This is a genomic window from Arthrobacter yangruifuii, assembly GCF_009192775.1.
In the GTDB taxonomy this organism is placed as follows: Bacteria; Actinomycetota; Actinomycetes; order Actinomycetales; family Micrococcaceae; genus Arthrobacter_B; species Arthrobacter_B yangruifuii.
In genome coordinates this window covers 26,233-47,450 of record NZ_VTFX01000001.1, presented here as the reverse complement: position 1 = coordinate 47,450, position 21,218 = coordinate 26,233, and the positions used below count along the sequence as shown (strand labels likewise).

Genomic DNA, 21,218 nt, shown 5'->3' with positions numbered 1-21,218 from the left:
GCAGCGGCGCCATGACCGCGCTGCCGTCGAGGATGACCGGTGCCCCGCTGGCCGGCCACAACCGGATCAGCACCCAGGCACTGACCAGCACCGCACAGGCCGCCGCGGCCGAATACTTCGGCGTCCCCGCCCAGCAGGTGCGGGTTCAATGGGCCGATGAGCGGGGGCTGCTCGCACTCTCGGTATTCCTGCCCATCGCCCTGCCGCCGCTTCAGACCCTTACCCCTGCCATGCTGCAGCGATCCGGGGGGACCGTCTGGGAGCGGGCACATGCAGCGAAGCCGGTTCTGCTCCGGCGGGTGGCCGAGCTCACCGGCTCCCGGCTCTCGCGCGTGGATATCCGCATCACCGGCGCCCTGCCGGCCGAGGGCAGGCGGGTGCGGTGAAGCAGGCGGACCAGGACGTCACCACAAGAATCGTCCGGCGCGAAACCCATTCGGCACGCACCGGCGCGTCGGCAGTTGCCGCGGTTCTGGGCATCCTCTTCTTTGCGTACGTCCTGCTGGAGTCCGTGCTGCAGGTACTGGGCGAGCAGCCGTGGCTGATTGATCCGCCAACCTTCGGCCACTGGCTCGCGGACCTCCCGGCGGAGGTGGACCCGGTCATTCTGGGGCTCTCCGGAGCCCTTGTCTTCCTTGCCGGGCTGCTGTTCTTCCTGCCCGCGGTGCTTCCCGGCCGCCGCGCCCGCTACGCCCTGCCCAACCCGCGTGCCGCCGTCGTCGTGGAGGGCGAAGTGCTGGCAGCGTCGCTGGCCCGGTGCGCCAGGATGCAGGCCGGCGTCACGCCGCAGCAGGTGCTGGTGACAGTGGGACGGACCCTGGTGGAAGTGCAGATCCGCCCGACGTCGGGCACGCCCGTGGATGCCGAGGCGGTGCGGGCTGCTGTGGAGGACGAGTTGACGCTTACCAAACTGGATCCGCAGCCCGCAGTCCGGGTGCGGGTTGCCGACGCGGGGGTGATCGGACAGTGAATGCCACACCGCGGACACTGAACCGGTTCCTGCTGGGTGTGCTCGGGCTGGTGCTGATGGGCATCGGCGGCGGGCTGGTGCTTATCTCCGTCTGGCCCGCTGCCGCGCGGAGCTGGAACGGGTTCGCAGCGGATGCGGGGGAGGGCGTTGCCTCAGCCCTTTCCTCCACGGCACTGCCCGGAGGCAGCGGCAGCTGGATCTGGGCGCTGCTGGCGCTGCTGAGCTTCCTGGGCATTGTGCTGATGACCGGGTGGATGGCCGGCCAGGGCGGCGGCCGGACGGGAACCCTTGTCTCCGAATATGACGACGACGGCGCTCCCGGCCGCGTGGAGATCAGCGGAACGGTTGCCGAACAGGCCCTGCGCACTGCGCTTCGCGAGAACCCGGACGTGACGGCCGCCGCCGTGAGCACTTACTCCGTAAAGGGCCGTACCGCCCTGCGCGTGCGGATCACACTCCGCCAGGGCGCGGCTCCGCATCTGGTGGCCGCCGACGCCACCGCCCTGGTGGAAACCCTGGACACCGTCCTCGGGCACCAGACGCCGGTGCTGCTGAGCCTGGAGGCCGGGCGCCGGCTGCGCTTCAGCCGGGAGGACCGGGTCCGGTAGCTCCGCCTAGGAGGCCCTGGCCAGCTGCCGGATGGGGATCCAGCGGGAGGCAAGCCGACGGTACGCGGCGGCGGCGCCCGTCATGTCGCCGTCGGCCAGCGACTCGATGCCCAGCCTCACATCCGAAGGCGAGTCATCCGGGAACACCAGGTCCGCCACCGGGCCGTAGTCCAGTTCCAGGACGGCGTCGGGATCAAAAACCTCCAGCCAGGCGGTCAGTTCGGCCAGTTCATCCAGCAGGTCCAGCTCCGGAGCGGCCATGGCCAGGGCGGCCGAGGCTGCCCGCGCGCGGTCAATGCACTGCAGCACCGGGGCGGACAGCCGGACAGTCTGGACGTGCCCGTCATCCTCCACCACCTCCGTGTGGTCCTCTTCATGCAGCAGGACAAACCAGCCGAACGGCACGCCCCAGGTGGCGGACCGGGTATGCAGCTTAGCCAGCGAGTCCGCGAAGGAATCCGGATCCAGCCGGGCAGCGTGTGCTTCGCGTGCTACTTCCGGAACCAGCACGTCCACGAGCGGGCCCCGGATGGACTCGCCCAGGGATTCCGCTGCGAGGGAGGTGCGCACTGCCAGCTGGTTCGGGCAGTACAACCGGGTGGTGACCCCTTCCTGCGCCGGATAATGCAGGACGCGGACCAGGTCCGTGGCGTTGTGCGGAAACGGATCCGACACCACCCTCACCAGCCGGCGGACGGCGTCGGTACGTTCCAGGACCTCGGTTTCGTGGCGTCCGCGGGCGCGCTGTTCCATGATGGCGAGCTGCTGGGTGTCATCAAAGGCATCCAGCGGCTCGTAGACGCGGAGATAGGAGACGAACGGAAAAGTGCGGTACAGCGACTGCTGCGGATGCCGCGCCACGGCTAGTCCAGTTCCACAATCACTGGGGCATGGTCCGAGGCGCCCTTGCCCTTGCGCTCTTCACGGTCGATCACGGCGCCGGTAACCCGCTTGGCCAGGGACGGGGAGCCCAGCACGAAGTCGATGCGCATGCCCTGGCGTTTCGGGAACCGCAGCTGCGTGTAGTCCCAGTAGGTGTAGACGCCGGGGCCGGGAGTGAACGGGCGGACGACGTCGACAAACCCGGCGTCGAGGAATTCGGCGAATGCCTGGCGTTCGGGGTCCGTGATGTGCGTGGCGTTCTGGGCCCGGAACCAGTCAATGTCCCACACATCGTCATCCTGGGGAGCGATGTTCCAGTCACCCATCAGGGCCAGGTCCAGGGACGGGTTCTCGGTGATCCACTGCGCGGCGTGGTTCTTGAGGGTCTTCAGCCATTCCAGTTTGTACGGCATGTGGGGATCATCCACGGCACGGCCGTTGGGGACGTACAGGCTCCACACCCGCACACCGCCGCAGGTGGCACCGATGGCGCGGGCCTCGGCCACCGTGGTCTCTTCGGTCTTGCCGAACTTCGGCTGGTCCGGGAAGGTGCGTTCGACGTCGTCGAGCCCCACGCGGGAGGCAATGGCCACGCCGTTCCACTGGCTCAGCCCGAAGTGCGCCACCTCGTAGCCGTTCTTTTCAAACAGTTCCCAGGGGAAATTCTCGTCCTTCGCCTTGGTTTCCTGAATTGCCAGGACGTCGACGTCGGAGCGCTGCAGCCAGGCCTCGATGCGGTCGGCGCGGGCGCGGATGGAGTTCACGTTCCAGGTAGCTATCTTCACACTGCTACGTTACCGAATCCGGTCCGGCTCCACACTGCGCACCGGCAGCGCGGCGCTGCGGACGGCCGGGACGGACCGCCCGCAGCGGGGAAGGGATGACGGGCCGGGCCTATTTCCACCAGGAATCGGACAGGGTGACCGGTACGGTGCGCTTGTGCCGGGTCATGAGGAAGCGTGCCTCGACCTTTTCGGCGTCTTCGGCGGGAATGTCCTCGCCTTCCAGGTAGCCGTCAATGGTGTCATAGCTCAGGCCCAGCTCGGTTTCATCGGTCTGGCCGGGTTTGTCATCCAGGAGGTCCGCGGTGGGGGCCTTGGAGATGAGCGTTTCCGGAGCGCCCAGTTCGGCCAGCAGTGCCCGGTTCTGGCGTTTGTCCAGGCCGGAAAGGGGCAGGAGATCCGCGCCGCCGTCGCCGAACTTCGTGAAGAATCCCGTGACGGATTCCGCGGCGTGGTCGGTGCCGATCACCAGCAGGTTGTGCTGGCCGGCCACCGCGTACTGTGCGGTCATGCGCACGCGGGCCTTGATGTTGCCCTTATTGAAATCGGTGATCTTCTCGCCGGTCATCTTTACGTATTCATCTTCGAATCCGTCCACGGCCGGTCCCACGTTATAGACCAGGGACTCGGACGGAGAAATGAATTCCAGGGCCGCCCGGGCGTCCTCTTCGTCATGCTGGACCTTATAAGGCAGGCGCAGCGCAATGAAGGTTGCCTCGGTGCCTTCGGCCTTCAGCTCGTCCACGGCGAGCTGGGCCAGTTTGCCGGCGAGCGAGGAGTCCACGCCGCCGCTGATCCCCAGCACATAGCCCTGGGAGTGTGAGGCGTGCAGATAGTCCTTGAGGAAGTCCACCCGGCGGCGGATTTCCGCGGCCGCGTCAATAGTGGGCTGAACACCCAGTTCGGCAATGATTTCCGCTTGTAGTTTCCGCATGGACCTCAGCCTATATCCGCCGTTGCGCTGTGCCCGGCATGCTATACAAGACGGAGGGCAGGTAATCCCGGAACCGCTGCCGAAGCCGGAGCCGCGGATTGCCGTGCCGCCAGCAGCAGGTTCGGTTTAAAGGAGTAGGAAACATGGCCACGGCCTCCGATGAAGATGCGGTGGCACGCACAGCCTACGCCGTCCAGCGGCACCAGCAGATCCTGCTCAAGCTGCGCGCCGAACAACGGGTGGATACCGCGGAACTCGCCGCCGCGTTTGGCGTCAGCGGAGAAAGTATCCGCAAGGACCTGATCCATCTCGAGCGTCACGGGCAGCTCAAACGGGTGCACGGCGGTGCCATTCCCGCCGATTCGCTGTCCTTTGAGCCGGCGGTGTCAGCCCGCACCGAATATGCGAGCGAAAAGGCCAGGATTGCCCGGGCTGCCCTGGAATACCTTCCCCATCAGGGTGCGGTGCTGATCGAAGCGGGGTCGACCACCGAAAAACTTGCCGACACCTTTCCCGGTGACCGTGAACTGACGGTGTTCACCAATGCGCTGCCGATTGCCCTGGCACTGGTGAACCGTCCGCTGCTGACGGTGTTTACCCTTGGCGGACGGCTGCGCAGCCGCACGCTGGCCGAAGTTGACGAATGGGCGCTGCGCTCGCTGGCCGAGATGAACGCGGACGTTGCCTTTTTGGGTACCAACGGCATCAGTATCGAGCGCGGCCTGACGACGCCGGACGCGGCGGAGGCGCAGATCAAGCGGGCCATGCTCACCAGCGCACGACGCCGGGTGTTCCTCTGCGACCACAGCAAAATCAATGTGGTGAGCACCGTTCAGCACGCAAAGCTGTCCAACGTCGACGTGCTCATTACGGATACGGGCATCGCGAACAAGGACCTCAGGGCCCTCCGGGCCGCCGGCGTGCACGTGGAGTGCGTCTAGCACCCGGACGCGGAAGAGGCGCTCCGCCGTGCTGGCGGAGCGCCTCTTCCCTGACGCCTGCTGGAAAACCTGTTCCGGAGGCCTAGCTGCCGGACATCACGTGCTGGCTGAGCAGGCCGATGACCGCGTCCGGGGATTCAGCGGCCAGAAGCTCGGCCCGAACCCCCGGTTTCATGAGCGTGCGGGCAACCTGCGACAGGAGCGACAGGTGGGTTGTCCCGGCTTCGCCTTCCGGAATGAGCAGTGAGATCGCCATGATGATGGGCTGTTCGTCCAGGCTTTCCCATTCCACACTCTCGCGCAGACGCACAATGACCAACGCAGGGCTAGTGATGCCGGGCGACTTGGCGTGGGGGATGGCAATGCCGTCCATCAGCCCGGTGGTGCCCTGTTTCTCACGGCTTTCCAGTCCCGCAACCACCGTGGCGGCGTCAGCGGCGATTCCGAGCTCCACGGCCTTTGCGGCTATGAGGCTGAAGACCTCCGCCTGGGTGGAGGCAGATGCGTTGAGCGTGACGTTTTCGGGAGCGAGGATGCTGCTCATACAAGAACTTCCTTTTCGTTTTCGACAGATGGCTGCGGCTGCTGAGTGTTAATACGGCGCTGCATGGCGTAACCGTAGATGAGCCCGCCGAGGATTGATCCGGCCAGGATGGCCGCGACCCACTGCAGCCCGTTGGTGACCACCGGAAGGACCAGGAACCCGCCGTGCGGAGCCGGTACCTGGACCTGGAACAGGAAGGTCAGGATGGCGGAGACGGCGGAGGAAACCATCAGGATGGGAATGACAAGCAGGGGGTTGCGGGCGGCGAAGGGAATGGCGCCTTCGGTGATGTGGGTTGCTCCCAGCGCGAAGTTCACATAGGCGGCATCCCGGGTTTTGGCATCAAAGCCCTTGCGGAAGAACAGAGCAGCGAAGCCGGTGACCAGGGGCGGGGTGATGCAGGCAGCGGAAACAGCAGCCATGAAGAAGAAGTTGCCGTCTCCGAGAAGCGCCACGCCGGTGACGTACGCAGCCTTGTTGACCGGGCCGCCCATATCGAAGGCACACATGGCTCCGATGATCAGGCCCAGGAGGATCGGGTTCGAATCCTGGAAACCGGACAGGAAGTCCTGCAGGGAAGTATTGATTCCCTTCATCGGCGATGCGATCAGGTAGGTGATGGACCCGAAGATGAACGTACCCAGGACCGGGAAGATGAAGATTGCCTTCAGGCCGGCCAGGGCGCGGGGGAGCCTATCCAGCAGTTTGGCCAGCAGCAGCATGCCGTAGCCTGAGAGGAAACCGGTGATGATGCCGCCCAGGAAACCGGTGCCGCCGTTGGATGCAATCAGGCCGGTAATCAGGCCGACGACCAGGGCTGGACGCTTCCCGATGGAATCGGCAATGAAGGCGGAAAGAACCGGCACCATCAGGCCCATGGCGGTTCCGCCGATGGTCTTGAGCATCGCGGCAAATTCGTTGTACTGCTCCGGGTGCTCGGGATCCGCCGAGTAGATTCCCCAGAGGAAGGACAGGGCCACCAGGACGCCGCCGCCGACAACGAACGGCAGCATGTAGGAAACACCGTTCATCAGGTGCTTGTAGAGGTCACGGGCCTGGAATCCGCCTCCGCTCTGCACGGTGGTGTCGCCGAAGAGTCCGTGGTCCTCGGTGTCCTCGGCAGCAACCGGGGCCGCGGGGCGTTTTCCACGGACAGGTGCTGTTCCGTTGATGATTTCCTGAATCAGCGCCTCGGGCCTGCTGATGCCGGCCTTCACACCGACGTCCACGACGCGCTTTCCGTCGAAACGGGCTGCATTGACGTCTTTGTCCGCTGCAATGATGACGCCGTCAGCAGCAGCGATCTCTTCCGCGGTCAGGGCATTCTCAATGCCGACCTGGCCGTGGGTTTCCACCTTGATGCTGACGCCGAGGCGTTCGGCGGCCTGCTGGAGCGCTTCCTGGGCCATGAATGTATGCGCGATACCAGTGGGGCAACCGGTGGCGGCGACGATATGGATAGGTGCCATGTCTTTCCTTAAATGTTGGCCGCGACGGTGCGGTTGGTCGACTGGGTAGCTGAGGGGGCCGGTCCCACGGAGGGTTCCGTGAGCCGGAGAGCGGTGTCGAAATCTGCGTCGACGGAGATTCTTCCAGCAATGGACGGATCAACTTCGAACAATGTCGTTTCGTGTCCGACGGCGGAGGAGGCATAGAGCAGTGCACTGCGCAGGCAGGCTGTGCGCCCGCCTTCGGCTGCCAGCCCGGCCAGGAACCCGGCCAGTGCCGCATCCCCTGCTCCCACGGTGTTGACCACGTTCACTCCGTCAGCCTGCCCGTGGAGAGCTCCGGCGCCGTCAACCAGCATCATGCCGTCCGCGCCCAGGCTTGCCAGGACGGAACCCACGCCACGGCCGCGCAGGTCCTGCGCCGCGGCCATGACGTCGCCCAGGGTCTCAATGTTCCGTCCCGCCTCATGCGCGAGTTCATGCACATTGGGCTTGATCAGGTCGGGCTGCTCGCTGATGGCCGCGCTCAGAACCTCACCGGATGCGTCAACTACCGTCGGCACACCCAGGTCCCGGCCCAGCCGGATCAGGTTCCGGTGAAAGTGCTCGGGGGTTCCCGGCGGAAGGCTGCCGCAGATGGCCATCATGACGGGCCGGCCCGCTTCGAGCCCCTGTTCCAGGGTGGCCCGGCAGGTGGACAGAATCTGATCGAGAATGTGCCCGGGGAGCGCGGTGCCGGTCTCGTTGATCTTGGTTCCGGAATGGCCGGGAACCAGCAGGGTGATGTTGGTGCGGACATCGTGCCCGGATTCCACACTCGCTATCCGGACGTCCTGCGCCTGGAGTTCGGTCACCAAGAACCGGCCGGTTTCCTGTCCTGCCGGAAACACGGCCACGGTGTCCACTCCGTTGCGGTGAAGGGCCACGGAGACATTGATTCCCTTGCCGCTGGCCTCCCGGCTTTTGGACGCCACGATGTTGACCGCGGCGAATTCAAAGGAATTCACGTTGACGGTCCAGTCGATGGAGGGACTCGGGGTAACCGTTACTATCACGCTGGCTCCACTTTCAACTTGGGCGAATCCCCGGCGCCCGGCAGCGTCCGCTGCGGGTGGGGGTCTTGACCGGGGGATTTATCGGTCCGGATCGGCGGAAATGAACAGCACGCCAACCCGGACCGGCCGTAAGCCGGGAAGGTCGAGGTCCTGCGTAATCACGTTGGCATTGCATGGACATACTTGCGCTTTCTTGGATTTGTGTCAACATCTTAGGTGAGCCGGATCACCGTTTGCCTAGGAGGCCTGCAATGCCGCTTGTCCCCACCGGAGACCTCGTAGAGCAGGCGCGTGCCGCCGGCCGTGCCGTCGCCGCGTTCAACGTCATTACGCTTGAGCACGCCGAAGGCATTGCTCTGGGAGCGGAACGCGCCGGCCTGCCGGTCATTCTGCAGCTCAGTGAAAATGCGGTCCGGTTCCACGGGTTTCCCCATGCCCTCGCGGCAGCGAGTGCCGCTGTGGCCCGGAATTCCAGTTCAGACATTTCGCTGCACCTGGACCACATCACGGACGTTTCCCTTCTGCATATGGCTCCGGAGCTGGACGTAAGTTCCGTGATGTATGACGGCTCCGAGTTCGGCTACGCGGAGAACGTCCACAACACCCGTGAAGCCGTCGAATGGGGGCGGAAGCACGGAATCTGGATTGAAGCCGAGCTGGGCAGGGTGGGCGGAAAAGACGGCGCCCATGCCCCCGGTGTCCGGACGGACCCCGGTGAAGCACTGGAATTCGTCGAGGCCACGGGGGTGGCGGCCTTGGCGGTGGCGGTCGGGTCCAGCCATGCCATGACCTCCAAATCAGCGGCTCTGGACCATGAGCTGATCCGGACGCTGAGCTCCATGCTTCCCGTCCCCCTGGTTCTCCACGGTTCCTCAGGAGTGCCGGACGGGGAGCTGACACTGGCAGCCCGGGCCGGCATGGTCAAAATCAATATCGGCACCGCGTTGAACATTGCCTACACCTCAGCCACGCGCCGGTTCCTGGACAGCAATCCGTCGGTGGTCGATCCCCGCAAATACCTCATGCCTTCCAGGGACGCCATTGCCGGCACCGTGGAACACAGCCTGAAAATCCTCGCCGACGCGGCATCCATCTCTCTGTAGACAGCCGCGGTATGCGGCAACTCGAAAAAGGACACGCAGTGCTTGAAACCAGTTCCACTTTTCCAGGCCCGGGTGCGGCAGCCACCCCGGCGGGTTCCCTCTACACCGGGGTAGGAGTGGTCCCGGGACGGGTCCTGGGGACCGTCCGGCAGATGCCCGGGGCGGTACAGGAGCCGCCGGCCGGCGGCGGGATTCCGGCCGGTGAAACGCTGGAATCCTCGACCCGGCGCATCAAGGAGGCAGCGCAGGCGGTGCAGGCCCAGCTCGGTGCCCGCGCCGCGACGGCAAGCGGCGAAGCGAAGGAAATCCTTTCCGCAACCGCCCTCATGGCAACTGACCCCATGCTGCTGAAATCCGCCGTCAAGCTGCTTTCCGCAGGTACTGAAGGCGGTGCGCGCAGCGCCGAGCGTGCCATCTGGGAGGCCGGTGCCGGCGTAGCGGAAACACTGAGGAGCCTGGGCGGGTACATGGCTGAACGCGTCGCGGACATCCTGGACGTGCGTGCACGCATTGTCTGCGAACTCCGCGGTGAGCCCGCCCCGGGCATTCCCTATTCCGAGCTTCCCTTCATCCTCATTGCTGTAGACCTGGCACCGGCGGACACCGCAATGCTGGATCCCCAAAAGGTCATTGCTCTTGTCACCTCAAGCGGCGGTCCCCAGTCCCATACCGCGATACTGGCCCGCGCGCTCGGACTTCCGGCCGTAGTCGCTGCTCCCGGGGTCCACCGGATCCCGGAAGGCCAGGAGATCTACGTCGACGGCGCCGCGGGCACCGTTGTGGCCGAGCCGGGGGAGGACCAGCGGCGTGCTGCCGAGGCGTGGGCACTGTCAGCCACCACCCTGGCGGCATTCAGCGGCCGCAACACCATGGCAGACGGCGTCCACGTCCCGTTGCTGGCCAATGTGGGTACCGCCGCGGACGCGGTTCAGGCCGCTGCGTCAGGAGCGGAAGGCGTGGGCCTGCTCCGCACCGAGTTCTGTTTCCTGAACCGGGATGCCGAGCCCACTGTTGCCGAGCAGGTGGAGGCATACGGCGGGGTGTTCGAGGCATTCCCCGGAAAGAAAGTGGTGGTGCGCACCCTGGACGCGGGAGCGGACAAACCACTGCCGTTCCTGACAAACCTGGATGAACCCAACCCTGCCCTGGGGGTTCGCGGATACCGCACCCATATCGGTTCCCCGGGGGTTCTGGAGCGCCAGCTGCAGGCGATCGCCTCTGCTGCGGCGCTGCACAGTGCTGAAGTGTGGGTCATGGCGCCCATGGTTTCGACGGCGGAAGAAGCGGCCCTGTTCGCTTCCCTCTGCGCCGCAGCCGGATTGGCCACACCGGGCATCATGGTGGAGGTGCCCTCCGCCGCCCTGATGGCGTCCACGGTCCTGCGGGAAGTGGACTTTGCCTCGATCGGCACCAATGACCTCACCCAGTACGCCATGGCAGCAGACCGGCAACTCGGTCCACTCGCCGCGCTGAACGATCCCTGGCAGCCGGCCGTACTCCGGCTGGCCAAGCTCACTGTCGACGGTGCCGCGGCGGCAGGCACGGCCGCCGGAACGGCAAAGAGCGTGGGGATCTGCGGCGAAGCTGCTGCGGACCCTGCCCTCGCCGTCGTCCTGGTTGGCCTGGGCATCAGCACCCTGTCCATGAGTGCCCGTGCACTTGGGCCGGTTGCCGCCGTGCTCGGCAGTGTCACCATGGGCCAGGCCCGGGAACTGGCGGCGGCGGCATTGGCGGCGCCGAGCGCTGCGGCTGCCCGGGAGGCCGTCCGTGCCGCTCTTCCCACCCTGGCTGAGCTAGGTTTGTAAGCCGAACGTCACCACTGAACAACGTCATCACTTAACAAGGAGAAAAATGTCCGAACGTATTGCCACCGTTGCCAGCCGCTCAGGCCTGCACGCCCGCCCGGCTGCCATCTTCACCGAGGCGGCGCAGAACACCGGCGTTGAGGTCACCATCGGAAGAAAAGGCGAGCCGGAGGAAGACGCGATGGATGCAGCCAGCATCCTGTCCCTGATGGCTCTCGGAGCGGCCCAGGGCGAGGTACTCGTGCTGCGCGCCGAAGGCGTCGGCGCGGAAGAAGCCCTGGATACGCTGGCAAAGGTCATCGAGACCGACCACGACGCCGCCTAGCAATTCCGCCCGGCACTTTCCCTGGCAAGTCCGCCCGGCACGCCAGGGGAGGGGCGGGAGGAGGACCGGACCGGCGTAGCAATGGGCAGCAAAACGCGGTCCTCCCCTGCCCGTCGCTAGGATTGAGCCATGACATCGCCCGCGATTGCCCCGTCCCGCGCCCGGCTGCTCGAACTGATCATGGAGTTGGCGGTGGTGCGCGGCAAGGTGGTGCTTTCCTCCGGCGCCGAGGCTGATTACTACATTGACCTGCGCCGCGTCACGCTGCAGCACGAAGCCTCGGTGCTCGTAGGCGACGTGATGCTGGAACTGCTGGACAGTGAAGGCATCGAGTTCACCAACGCGGGCGGACTGACCATGGGCGCGGATCCGGTGGGCACGGCCGTGATGCACGCAGCCACCCGCGCCGGCCGCGCAGTGGACGCTTTTGTGGTCCGCAAGGCGCAGAAGTCCTACGGCATGGGCCGGCAGGTGGAAGGCCCCGACGTCGCCGGACGCAACGTGGTGGTCCTGGAAGACACATCCACCACCGGCGGCTCGGCGCTGACCGCCGTCGAGGGCGTGCGCAGGGCCGGCGGCAACGTGGTGGCGGTGGCCGTGATTGTGGACCGGGACACCGGAGCCAAGGAACGTATCGAGGCCGAAGCCGGGATACCCTACCTGTTCGCGTTCGGCAAGGATGAACTCGGACTCGACTAGCCGCAGCAGCCGGCGCGGCACCGGCCCGGCGGGGCCGGAACCCAGCGATCCGGGGGACCTCCTCCGGACCGTGTTCGACCTGCACCGGGTCTCCCGGCGCTCCTTCCTGGCCGGCTCGCTCGCCGGAATCCTCCTGGCCGCCGATCTGGCGGCCACCGACCGGATCCAGCACTACCGGGAGCAGCTGGAGATCCTCCAGGTGCCCGACGACGACGCCGACTCCCGGTTTCCGCACGCCATGTGGTTCCTGTTTCCCGGATACAAAACCAGCTGGGAGGAAACCGGCTGGCTGCTGCGCTCCCTCCGCCCCGCACTCGCCACGCACGGCCGGCTCGCCGGAATCGGCTATTCAAACCTGGGCCTGAACGTTGCCCGGATACTTGATGCGGTACATGCCGCCGTCAGGGACAACCAGCTCAGGCGGATCTATTTCTACGGGCACAGCTTCGGCGGGATGCTCGCCGTGCAGGTGGCCGCCGGGCTGGCCGAGAGGGGCGTCGCGGTTGACCTGATTGTCCTGGACTCCAGCCCGTCCGGACGCAGTGCCGTCCGTGACCAGGCCATGTTCAAGGGCGCGGTGTTCCTGTACGACAACGGCTACCGGATCACCTCCGGGCTGCGCGGCGGTTACGAACTGGGTGAACGCGTGCTGCATAAGAACGAACGGTCCTGGCGGACCGTCGCCGAACAGACCCTGGAGCAGCTTTCACCCCTGGCCCCCTCCAGCCGGCTCATCCAGTCCCAGGCGTCCTATATCTACCACTTCGCGGTTTCCCGTTTCGCGGGAACGCTGGGCCGGACCAAGCTGGCGTTCATTGGAAACCCCGGGGATAAAACGGTGGACTACGCCACGGCCAGGGCCGGCTGGGAAAACGCGTTCGGGGACGCCCTGCTGACCAGCTCCCTGGTCACGGAGGGTGCCCTTCCGGCCCATGCCAGCCCGCAGTGGAACCCGGGAGTGTACGAGGACGTGGTGCTGGAGGTTCTCAGGCTCTTCGACCCGCCGGACTACGCCGGACGGCTCCGGCCCGAGGAATAGCCTCCCGGGGACCGCGGCGGTCAGATGGTGTTGATCAGGTCCGCCACCGAGTTCATGATCTGCGTGGGCCGGAAGGGATACCGGTTGATGTCCTCCCGCTGGGTGATGCCGCTCAGCACCAGCACGGTGTGCAGTCCTGCTTCGATGCCGGCCACAATGTCGGTGTCCATCCGGTCACCGATCATGGCAGTGGTCTCGGAGTGGGCATCGATCTTGCGCATGGCGGAACGGAACATCATCGGGTTCGGCTTGCCCACAATGTACGGCTCCATATTGGTGGCCGCGGTGATCAGGGCGGCAATGGCACCGGTCGCGGGCATCACACCCTCCTGCGAGGGACCCGTGACGTCGGGATTGGTGGCAATGAAACGTGCGCCGCCGAGGATGAGCCGGATGGCCTTGGTGATGGTGCCGAAGGAATAGGTGCGGGTCTCGCCCAGCACTACGTAGTCCGGAGCGGTGTCCGTGAGGATCATTCCCGCCTCATGAAGCGCCGTTGTCAGCCCGGCCTCGCCCACCACAAAGCAGCGTCCCGGAGCGCCGGAATTCTTTACCTGGTCCTTCAGGAACTCTGCCGTCGCCAGCGCGGACGTCCACAGGTTCTCCTCCGGCACCTCCAGCCCCGAGGCATGCAGTCGAGCCGCAAGATCGCGGGGGGTGTAGATGGAGTTGTTGGTCAGCACCAGGAAGCGCTTGGACGTGGACACCCAGCGGTCAATGAGCTCCGCGGCGCCCGGAATAGGGTGGTTTTCGTGGACCAGAACCCCGTCCATGTCCGTCAGCCAGCATTCAATATTCTCGTTTTCGCCCACGTTCTCCCATTTCTCGCAGCATTCCCAGGTGGCCCCGCCCACAACCGGCCCCGACCGGGGACGCCGCGGCGGGCCCTGCCAGTCTTTCACCTTAGGCTGGAAGGGTGATAGACAGCCCCTCAGAACTTCGTGATGACACCCCCGATGAAGCCCCGGCCCCGACGCACCAGGTCGGCGTAGGCCCCTGGGAAGGGCCGTTGCCCGAAGGCGAACACTGGGATCCGGAACTGCTGGCCCACGGCGACACCCGCAACGTGGTGGATGAGTACCGGTACTGGACGCATGACGCGATCGTGGCGGACCTGGACACCCGGCGGCATCCGTTCCACGTGGCGATCGAGAACTGGCAGCACGATTTCAACATCGGCACCGTGGTGCGCACCGCCAATGCCTTCATGGCGAAGGAAGTGCACATCATCGGACGACGCCGGTGGAACCGCCGCGGCGCCATGGTCACCGACCGTTACCAGCACATCCGCAACCACCCGACGGTGGAGGACTTCGTCGAGTGGGCGCGCAGCGAGAACCTGCACATCATCGGGATCGACAACTTCCCCGACTCCGTGCCGCTGGAGACCTATGAGCTGCCGGAAAACTGCGTCCTGGTGTTCGGGCAGGAAGGCCCCGGCCTCAGCCCCGAAGTCCACGCTGCAGCCGACGCCACCCTGTCGATTGCCCAGTTTGGGTCCACCCGGTCCATCAACGCCGGATCCGCCGCCGCCATTGCCATGCACGGCTGGATCCGCCGGCACGTGTTCGGCCAGAAGGTGAACTAGGCGCGGTGCCGGACACCGCCGTCGTAATCCGACGGAGTACCTGATGCCGTCAGGGCACTTGTGGCTAGGATGTAAGGAGCCAACGAGGGCTACGGCCCTGCCGCAATCGACCTTGGAGTCAGCATGCCTATTGCAACCCCGGAGATCTATGCCGAGATGATTGACCGAGCCAAGGCAGGGGGCTTCGCGTATCCGGCAGTGAACGTCACTTCCTCGCAGACGCTTAACGCCGCGCTGGCAGGTTTTGCCGAAGCGGGGTCGGACGGCATCGTGCAGGTCTCCACCGGCGGCGCGGCCTACTGGTCCGGCGCCACGGTGAAGAACATGGTCGCCGGTTCCCTCGCGTTCGCGGCCTACGCCAAGGAAGTAGCCAAAAGCTACAACGTCAACATCGCGCTGCACACCGACCACTGCCCCAAGGACAAGCTCGACGACTTTGTCCTGCCGCTCCTGGCCGCTTCCGAAGCAGCCGTCAAGCGCGGCGAGGATCCCATCTTCAACTCGCACATGTGGGACGGCTCGGCCGAAACCCTCGAAGACAACCTCCGCATCGCTCAGGAACTGCTGGCCCGCACCGCGGCCGCCAAGATCATCCTCGAGGTGGAGATCGGCACCGTGGGCGGTGAAGAGGACGGCGTGGAGAATGCCATCAACGACAAGCTTTACACCACGGTCCAGGACGGCATGGCCACCATCGAGGCCCTCGGTGACGGCAGCAAGGGCCGCTACATCACGGCCCTGACCTTCGGCAACGTGCACGGCGTGTACAAGCCCGGCGGCGTGAAGCTGCGCCCGGAGATCCTCAAGGAAATCCAGGACGCGGTGGGTGGATCCATCGGCAAGGAACGACCGTTTGATCTGGTCTTCCACGGCGGCTCGGGTTCCTCCGCGCAGGAGATCGCCGACGCCGTCTCCTACGGCGTCATCAAGATGAACATCGACACCGATACCCAGTACGCCTACACGCGTCCGGTAGCGGACCACATGCTGCGCAACTACGACGGCGTGCTGAAGGTGGACGGCGAAGTGGGCAACAAGAAGCAGTACGATCCACGCGTCTGGGGTGCCTCGGCCGAAAAGGGCATGGCAGCCCGCGTAGTGGAAGCTGCACAGAACCTCGGATCGGCAGGCAAGGCACTCTAATGTCCGATGAATTCCGCAAGAACCTGCTCGGCCCGGACGCAACCTACCTGCCGGAGGAAACCGACGTCGTCGCCCGCCTGGAGGCCGGCGACGAACCGGTTGACCTCGCTGCACAGTTCCCCACCTCCTCGCAGGTGTGGGCCGCGCTCGCCGACGAGGCGTTCGAGGAGGGCAGGAACGTCGAGTCCTACGCCTACGCCCGGGTGGGCTACCACCGCGGACTGGACTCGCTGCGCCGCGCCGGCTGGCGCGGCATTGGCCCCATCCCGTGGTCGCATGTACCCAACCGCGGTTTCCTCCGCTCGTTGTATGCCCTCGGCCGCGCGGCGGCGGCCATTGGCGAGACCGAGGAAGTAGACCGGATCCGGAAGTTCCTCGACGATTCCGATCCCCAGGCCAAGGCAGCCATCGAAGCCCTGTAGGCTCCCGCGCTTGAAGAACGACGGCGGTCCCCGGTTCGGGGGCCGCCGTTTCTTTTTCGGTCCGGGGGCTGTTCGGAGAAGGCAAGCCTCCCGGTAGCCGCCACCGGACGCCTACGCTGAAAGCCGGCCGGAAGGTGGGTGGCTTGTGGAGAAGTTCGATCTGAAACGGTCCTACCCGGAGCTCTATGCGCCCCGCGGCAGCGACTTTACGCTGGTGGACGTGCCGATCATGCACTACCTGGCCGTGGACGGGCACGGGGATCCCAACACCTCGCCCGAATACACACAGGCGCTCGAATGCCTGTATCCGGTGGCGTACACTCTGAAGTTTTCCTCCAAGGACGAACTGGACGCGGATTTCACGGTCGGTCCCTTGGAAGGACTCTGGCGCGCCGAGGATCCCCGGGTTTTCACCCGCGGGGAAAAGAGCACCTGGGATTGGACCATGCTGATTGCCCAGCCGGAGTGGATCACGCCGGAAATGGTGGACTCGGCCCTGTCCTCGGTCTCCGTGAAGAAGAAGGTCCCCGGGCTGGATCAGGTCCGGCTGCTGACCCTGAGTGAAGGGCTGTCCGCCCAGATCCTGCACCTCGGGTCCTATGACTCGGAGGCTCCCGTCCTGCGCCGCCTGCACGACTCCTGGATGCCCGAGCGGCGCCTCACCTTCAACGGGGACCACCACGAGGTCTATCTGAGCGACCCGCGCCGGGTGGCGCCGGAAAAACTCCGGACCGTGCTGCGCCAGCCGGTCCGTCCCGTGGCGGCCTAGGCGTCAGCATTCTTCTGTGGTGGCTACGGTTCGGGGACCGACGCCGCTCTGTAGAGTGACTCGAACACCCCCGTCACCAGGAGCAGGACGGCGAAGACGAGCGGACCAGCCCCGTACCGTGCGCGCCGCTATTCCGCGATTGCTTGTTCCGGACGCGTAGCGGGATCTAAGTAAACGGTAACGATGTCGCGTTTGTTGGCTTTCGGTCCCTGCTCATAGGTTCCCTTGATGCTCTGTTCGAACCGCATCGGGGTGCCGTCCGGATGGGCGTACCGCACCTGGATAACCGTTTCATAGATGGATTTTTTATCATGGTGAAAATCCACGCTTTCGACGGTTCCCTCGGCTCGTACGCCGTGATTAATGATGTTGCGGTCCGTTTCCAGGTCGAAGACCAACATGCAGCACCAGATCAGATAGAAGACCGTACATATTGCGGTAAAGGCAAACCGAGGGGTGGGCCTTGGACTTCCGGGTTACGGTCCGGCCGGTGCGAGTTCGGCATAGACCACGTAATTGTCGTCAAAGTGCCCGGTCTTCGGGTCGTAGCCGTCACAGGTGATCAGGCGCAGCTCCGCACCGGCAGTGTTTCCGTACACCTTCTGCGTGGGGAAGTTGTCCTTGGAGTACTGCTCGCCTTTGAGCACCCTGAAAACAGCCCTGCTGCCGTCCTCCCGGCTCACTTCGATCCGGTCGCCGCGGGAGAGCCTGCGCAGATCGGCGAAAACCCCGGGGCCGCCGTCTTCGGCGTTGACGTGTCCCAGCAGCACGGCTGGACCTGTCTCGCCTGGCGTGGGGGAATATTCATACCAGCCTGCCGGTGAACCGGGCGCCCCGGGCGGGACACTCAGGGCACCGTCGTCATCCAGTCCCAGCCGGATCAGCGTCGATCGTGCTCCTATCGAGGGAATGCTCAAGGTCTCAGGCACGGATTCCGGCAGAGAGCGGAGGGCCGCGGCGGAAGGGGGTTCCGCCGTCGTCGGCGACGGTGCGGGCGCGGCAGCATCCGAAACGGTTGGTTCCGGGGTGTCCGGAGCGGGAGAACCCGGGGCCGGGGTGAGTGCTGTTGCTGATGCGGTGTCCCGCATCCCCGCAGGCCCCATGCTGCTGCCGCCGGCAAGGAGGAGAAGTGCGGCCGCCGCAGCCGCGGCGAGGCGTCTGCGGCGGCCGCTGTCAGTGTTCCTCATATCAATGCGCCCAGCAGGTTCTGCCTATTCCTGGCCGGCAAGACGACGGCGTATGACGAACGTGCCTCCGGCTGCGGCAACCAGGACCAGGCCGCCACCCAGTGCCAGGGCTCCGGCGTTGGAGCCCTCCGGCTCCTGGGCGATGCCCGTGTTGGCCCCGCCGTTCGGCATCCGGCCCACCTGTGCGGGCATCTGGTCCACTTGGGTGGGCGTCCACGTCCCGTTACTGTCCATGTGTCCCTGCGGTTGCGGCATGGGCCTGGAGGGGTCATCGCATCCGATACCGTCACCGTCTCCGTCTAGGCCGGGGGTGAACTCCGGGTCACCGAAGGGAATGTTCGTCCTGCCGGCGGCCCTCGCTTCTGCGCAGGTGGCGTACGCGGGGATGGACACGGATGGCCCGGCCGGTTCCGCGGCGAAGGCCGGACTTACCGTGAGGAGTCCGAATCCGGTGACGGCAGTCAGAGTGAGGCCTGCTGTTGTCTTCTTCATGTGATTCCTGCTTCCTGAGTAAAGAAGGGCACCCCCAGCACCCGGGTGTTGGATGACTCTGAAAGCGTAGGGATCCAGGTAATCGGTGCGCGCCCCCTAAGTACGAAATTGGGTCTGGCGCCATCGAATTAGTTCGCAGAAGCAAAGGTTGCCCTTTTACAACAGCATTGACCCGCAAAACCAGCGTAATTGGTGGAACTGTGCCCGCGGTGCCCCCAATCTGTCGGTTGCCGGCACCGAACGCGAATGCCCGTACTCGCTCAGGGCAGGATCGTGGTGGTGACGGCAACAATCTGCGGGGCGGCCGGAACGGAGCTGAAACCAAACTTCACCGGAGGTTGGACCGGACGCAGCCCGCCCAGGTCACTGCCGTCCCACCTGGCTGTCACACCTGCCAGCGTCCGGAGAGACCGGACGCCGTAGAACTCCCGCCGACCGCCGCCGGCCGATCCCGCGGTCCGGACGCCCGGAACCAGCAGCCCGGCCAACGGATTAACCAGCCGCAGCCACCACGGAGCGACGGCGAGCGGACCCGGCACATGCTCCAGCAGCCGGCCCAGGAGCGTTACCGGCCCCAGCCTGGCCTCCAGCCGCAGCGGACCGGCAGCCACCCGCAGGAACTCCGGGGACAGGGCCGCGTCCACCGGGGACACCACCGTCCGGTCGAACCGGTAGGTTCCGCCGACATACCGTGCCACCGCGTCGGAGGGGGCCAGCAGTGTCCGCACGCCGGCGTCGTCCTCCACCATGACATCCGTGAAGGCGCCCAGCGGAGACTGGAGCCAGTGCCCAACCACCAGCCGCGTGCCGGAGGAGGTGCCCAGGCCTGCAATATAGCCGCGGAATCGGTCCATGCGCCCACGCTACCTGCGCGGCACCGCAGATACTCCCTCCGTCCGGCGCATTCCCAAGTGAGCAACGGCATGATCGGCTAAACTTGGCAGGTAAGAGCCCCGCAACTTGCACCAAGGTCCGCCGTGACGGCTGGCCGGCGAGTTCAGGGGCGTTCTCATGCACGGCGGCGGATCTGCAACCTCGCAGCTCGGCCCCGTAACTAATGGGGGAGGATCCCATGCCAGCTATAGTCATCGTCGGCGCCCAGTGGGGCGACGAAGGTAAAGGTAAGGCCACCGATCTGCTCGGCGGGCGCGTCGACTACGTCGTCAAGCCCAACGGCGGCAACAATGCCGGCCACACCGTCGTTGTCGGCGGTGAAAAATACGAACTCAAGCTGCTGCCTGCAGGCATCCTCAGCCCCAACGCCATTCCCGTCATCGGCAACGGCTGCGTGGTGAACCTCGAGGCACTCTTTGCCGAAATCGACGGCCTCGAATCCCGCGGCGCGGACACCTCCAAGCTGCGCATTTCCGCCAATGCCCATCTGGTGGCCCCCTTCCACCAGGTCATGGACAAGGTCACGGAACGCTTCCTGGGCAAGCGCGCCATCGGCACCACCGGCCGCGGCATCGGCCCGGCGTACATGGACAAGGTGGCCCGCCTCGGCATCCGCGTGCAGGACATCTTTGACGAGTCCATCCTGCGCCAGAAGGTCGAAGGCTCCCTCAAGCAGAAGAACCAGCTGCTGCTGAAGGTCTACAACCGCCGCGACGTCGACGCCGAAGAAATGGTGCAGTACTTCCTCTCCTACGCGGACCGGCTGCGCCCCATGGTCATCGACTCCACCTATGAACTGAACACGGCGCTGGACGAGGGCAAGGTCATCCTCATGGAGGGCGGCCAGGCCACCTTCCTGGACGTGGACCACGGCACCTACCCCTTCGTGACCTCCTCCAACCCCACGGCCGGCGGCGCATCCGTCGGCTCGGGCATCGGCCCCACCCGCATCAACCGGGCCGTGGGCATCATCAAGGCCTACACCACCCGCGTGGGCGCCGGACCGTTCCCCACCGAGCTGTTTGACGACATGGGCCTGTACCTGCAGAAAACCGGCGGCGAATTCGGCGTCAACACCGGCCGGCCGCGCCGCTGCGGCTGGTACGACGCCGTCCTGGCCCGCCACGCCTCCCGCGTCAACGGCTTCACGGACTACTTCGTCACCAAGCTGGACGTCCTCACCGGCATTGAGAAGATCCCGGTCTGCGTGGCGTACGACGTCGACGGCGTGCGGTTCGACGAGATGCCGATGACGCAGACCGACTTCCACCACGCCAAGCCCATCTTCGAGTACTTCGACGGCTGGACCGAGGACATCACCGGCGCCAAGACCCTCGAGGACCTGCCGGAGAACGCCCGGAACTATGTGCTGGCGCTGGAGAAGATGTCCGGCACCCGGTTCTCCGCGATCGGCGTGGGCCCGGACCGCGACCAGACCATTGTGGTGCGGGACCTCATCAACGAGTAGGTCCCCCTCGAATGCCCCGCAGCCCCGTGGCTGCGGGGCTTTCGTGTCTCCGGGCACACGGTTGCCCCCCTCCGGGGAGGCGGGCGGGGCAGCGGGCCCGGCTTCCCCTCGGGTTACGCC

The 21,218-nt window shown here is 65.7% G+C and carries 25 protein-coding genes; 14 read left to right on the top strand and 11 right to left on the bottom strand.

Annotation, left to right across the window (positions count from 1 at the left end; genetic code table 11):
- Window positions 1–11 precede the first annotated feature (11 nt).
- The 3 genes from GD627_RS00275 to GD627_RS00265 are packed head-to-tail and all read left to right on the top strand — an operon-like array spanning window position 12 to window position 1,578.
- Window positions 12–386 (top strand): hypothetical protein, encoded by a 375-nt coding sequence (locus GD627_RS00275; RefSeq protein ID WP_152271689.1) that lies wholly within the window; start codon window positions 12–14, stop codon window positions 384–386.
- On the top strand, window positions 383–970 hold the full coding sequence (locus GD627_RS00270) for a DUF6286 domain-containing protein (RefSeq protein ID WP_152270894.1): 588 nt from the start codon (window positions 383–385) through the stop codon (window positions 968–970). Before GD627_RS00275 ends, GD627_RS00270 begins: the two co-directional genes overlap by 4 nt.
- Window positions 967–1,578, top strand: coding sequence for a hypothetical protein (locus GD627_RS00265; RefSeq protein ID WP_152270893.1), 612 nt, complete (start codon window positions 967–969; stop codon window positions 1,576–1,578). Before GD627_RS00270 ends, GD627_RS00265 begins: the two co-directional genes overlap by 4 nt.
- 6 nt (window positions 1,579–1,584) lie before the next feature.
- On the opposite strand, the gene GD627_RS00260 is transcribed toward GD627_RS00265, so the two are convergent.
- The 3 genes from GD627_RS00260 to nadE form a co-directional block, all read right to left on the bottom strand.
- A complete protein-coding gene (locus GD627_RS00260; protein ID WP_246165213.1) occupies window positions 1,585–2,439 on the bottom strand; it encodes a DUF8083 family protein in 855 nt (284 codons plus the stop codon).
- 2 nt (window positions 2,440–2,441) lie between these two features.
- Complete coding sequence (locus GD627_RS00255; RefSeq protein ID WP_152270892.1) at window positions 2,442–3,245, bottom strand: exodeoxyribonuclease III; 804 nt, start codon at window positions 3,243–3,245, stop codon at window positions 2,442–2,444.
- Between the two features lie 109 nt (window positions 3,246–3,354).
- Window positions 3,355–4,176: an ammonia-dependent NAD(+) synthetase gene (gene nadE, locus GD627_RS00250; protein WP_152270891.1), complete on the bottom strand. Its 822-nt coding sequence runs from the start codon at window positions 4,174–4,176 to the stop codon at window positions 3,355–3,357.
- Between the two features lie 143 nt (window positions 4,177–4,319).
- Between nadE and GD627_RS00245 the strand changes: the two genes are divergently transcribed.
- Window positions 4,320–5,117 carry a DeoR/GlpR family DNA-binding transcription regulator gene (locus GD627_RS00245; RefSeq protein WP_152270890.1) on the top strand — a complete coding sequence of 266 codons (798 nt, stop codon included), beginning with the start codon at window positions 4,320–4,322 and terminating at the stop codon, window positions 5,115–5,117.
- Window positions 5,118–5,199: 82 nt separating this feature from the next.
- On the opposite strand, the gene GD627_RS00240 is transcribed toward GD627_RS00245, so the two are convergent.
- The 3 genes from GD627_RS00240 to GD627_RS00230 are packed head-to-tail and all read right to left on the bottom strand — an operon-like array spanning window position 5,200 to window position 8,164.
- Complete coding sequence (locus tag GD627_RS00240) at window positions 5,200–5,661, bottom strand: PTS sugar transporter subunit IIA (RefSeq protein WP_152270889.1); 462 nt, start codon at window positions 5,659–5,661, stop codon at window positions 5,200–5,202.
- On the bottom strand, window positions 5,658–7,130 hold the full coding sequence (locus GD627_RS00235) for a PTS fructose transporter subunit IIC (protein ID WP_152270888.1): 1,473 nt from the start codon (window positions 7,128–7,130) through the stop codon (window positions 5,658–5,660). Before GD627_RS00235 ends, GD627_RS00240 begins: the two co-directional genes overlap by 4 nt.
- Before the next feature lie 8 nt (window positions 7,131–7,138).
- Entirely contained in the window at window positions 7,139–8,164 is a 1,026-nt protein-coding gene (locus GD627_RS00230) for a 1-phosphofructokinase family hexose kinase (RefSeq protein ID WP_194265911.1), read from the bottom strand.
- A 251-nt stretch (window positions 8,165–8,415) separates the two neighbouring features.
- On the opposite strand from GD627_RS00230, the gene GD627_RS00225 reads away from it, so the two are divergent.
- From GD627_RS00225 to GD627_RS00205, 5 genes are all read left to right on the top strand, one after another.
- Window positions 8,416–9,267, top strand: coding sequence for a class II fructose-bisphosphate aldolase (locus GD627_RS00225; RefSeq protein WP_152270886.1), 852 nt, complete (start codon window positions 8,416–8,418; stop codon window positions 9,265–9,267).
- A 116-nt stretch (window positions 9,268–9,383) separates the two neighbouring features.
- Window positions 9,384–11,072 carry a phosphoenolpyruvate--protein phosphotransferase gene (locus GD627_RS00220; RefSeq protein ID WP_281349968.1) on the top strand — a complete coding sequence of 563 codons (1,689 nt, stop codon included), beginning with the start codon at window positions 9,384–9,386 and terminating at the stop codon, window positions 11,070–11,072.
- Window positions 11,073–11,118: 46 nt separating this feature from the next.
- Complete coding sequence (locus GD627_RS00215; protein ID WP_146359350.1) at window positions 11,119–11,397, top strand: HPr family phosphocarrier protein; 279 nt, start codon at window positions 11,119–11,121, stop codon at window positions 11,395–11,397.
- Window positions 11,398–11,526: 129 nt separating this feature from the next.
- On the top strand, window positions 11,527–12,096 hold the full coding sequence (gene pyrE / locus GD627_RS00210) for an orotate phosphoribosyltransferase (RefSeq protein ID WP_152270884.1): 570 nt from the start codon (window positions 11,527–11,529) through the stop codon (window positions 12,094–12,096).
- Window positions 12,077–13,135, top strand: a complete 1,059-nt coding sequence (locus GD627_RS00205) for an alpha/beta fold hydrolase (protein ID WP_152270883.1) — start codon at window positions 12,077–12,079, stop codon at window positions 13,133–13,135. Before pyrE ends, GD627_RS00205 begins: the two co-directional genes overlap by 20 nt.
- Before the next feature lie 20 nt (window positions 13,136–13,155).
- Here GD627_RS00205 and GD627_RS00200 read toward each other — a convergent pair whose 3' ends face one another.
- On the bottom strand, window positions 13,156–13,908 hold the full coding sequence (locus GD627_RS00200; RefSeq protein ID WP_146361592.1) for an HAD-IIA family hydrolase: 753 nt from the start codon (window positions 13,906–13,908) through the stop codon (window positions 13,156–13,158).
- Between the two features lie 146 nt (window positions 13,909–14,054).
- Here GD627_RS00200 and GD627_RS00195 point away from each other — a divergent pair, with 146 nt between their 5' ends.
- The 4 genes from GD627_RS00195 to GD627_RS00180 all read left to right on the top strand — a co-directional run bounded on the left by GD627_RS00195 (window position 14,055) and on the right by GD627_RS00180 (window position 17,057).
- The gene (locus tag GD627_RS00195; protein ID WP_246165332.1) at window positions 14,055–14,723 is read left to right on the top strand and encodes a TrmH family RNA methyltransferase; all 669 of its coding nucleotides are present in this window, start codon (window positions 14,055–14,057) and stop codon (window positions 14,721–14,723) included.
- Between the two features lie 123 nt (window positions 14,724–14,846).
- Window positions 14,847–15,866 carry a class II fructose-bisphosphate aldolase gene (gene fbaA, locus GD627_RS00190; RefSeq protein ID WP_152270881.1) on the top strand — a complete coding sequence of 340 codons (1,020 nt, stop codon included), beginning with the start codon at window positions 14,847–14,849 and terminating at the stop codon, window positions 15,864–15,866.
- The gene (locus tag GD627_RS00185; protein ID WP_146359337.1) at window positions 15,866–16,288 is read left to right on the top strand and encodes a DUF3151 domain-containing protein; all 423 of its coding nucleotides are present in this window, start codon (window positions 15,866–15,868) and stop codon (window positions 16,286–16,288) included. Before fbaA ends, GD627_RS00185 begins: the two co-directional genes overlap by 1 nt.
- 145 nt (window positions 16,289–16,433) lie before the next feature.
- Window positions 16,434–17,057 (top strand): GyrI-like domain-containing protein, encoded by a 624-nt coding sequence (locus tag GD627_RS00180; protein WP_152270880.1) that lies wholly within the window; start codon window positions 16,434–16,436, stop codon window positions 17,055–17,057.
- Window positions 17,058–17,185: 128 nt separating this feature from the next.
- Here GD627_RS00180 and GD627_RS00175 read toward each other — a convergent pair whose 3' ends face one another.
- The 4 genes from GD627_RS00175 to GD627_RS00160 all read right to left on the bottom strand — a co-directional run bounded on the left by GD627_RS00175 (window position 17,186) and on the right by GD627_RS00160 (window position 19,590).
- Window positions 17,186–17,458 carry a hypothetical protein gene (locus tag GD627_RS00175; RefSeq protein WP_152270879.1) on the bottom strand — a complete coding sequence of 91 codons (273 nt, stop codon included), beginning with the start codon at window positions 17,456–17,458 and terminating at the stop codon, window positions 17,186–17,188.
- A 75-nt stretch (window positions 17,459–17,533) separates the two neighbouring features.
- The gene (locus GD627_RS00170) at window positions 17,534–18,244 is read right to left on the bottom strand and encodes a class F sortase (RefSeq protein WP_152270878.1); all 711 of its coding nucleotides are present in this window, start codon (window positions 18,242–18,244) and stop codon (window positions 17,534–17,536) included.
- A 24-nt stretch (window positions 18,245–18,268) separates the two neighbouring features.
- A complete protein-coding gene (locus tag GD627_RS16710; RefSeq protein WP_246165211.1) occupies window positions 18,269–18,736 on the bottom strand; it encodes an excalibur calcium-binding domain-containing protein in 468 nt (155 codons plus the stop codon).
- Between the two features lie 260 nt (window positions 18,737–18,996).
- Entirely contained in the window at window positions 18,997–19,590 is a 594-nt protein-coding gene (locus GD627_RS00160; protein ID WP_152270877.1) for a hypothetical protein, read from the bottom strand.
- Window positions 19,591–19,808: 218 nt separating this feature from the next.
- Here GD627_RS00160 and GD627_RS00155 point away from each other — a divergent pair, with 218 nt between their 5' ends.
- Window positions 19,809–21,098 (top strand): adenylosuccinate synthase, encoded by a 1,290-nt coding sequence (locus tag GD627_RS00155; RefSeq protein ID WP_146359322.1) that lies wholly within the window; start codon window positions 19,809–19,811, stop codon window positions 21,096–21,098.
- Window positions 21,099–21,218 lie beyond the last annotated feature (120 nt).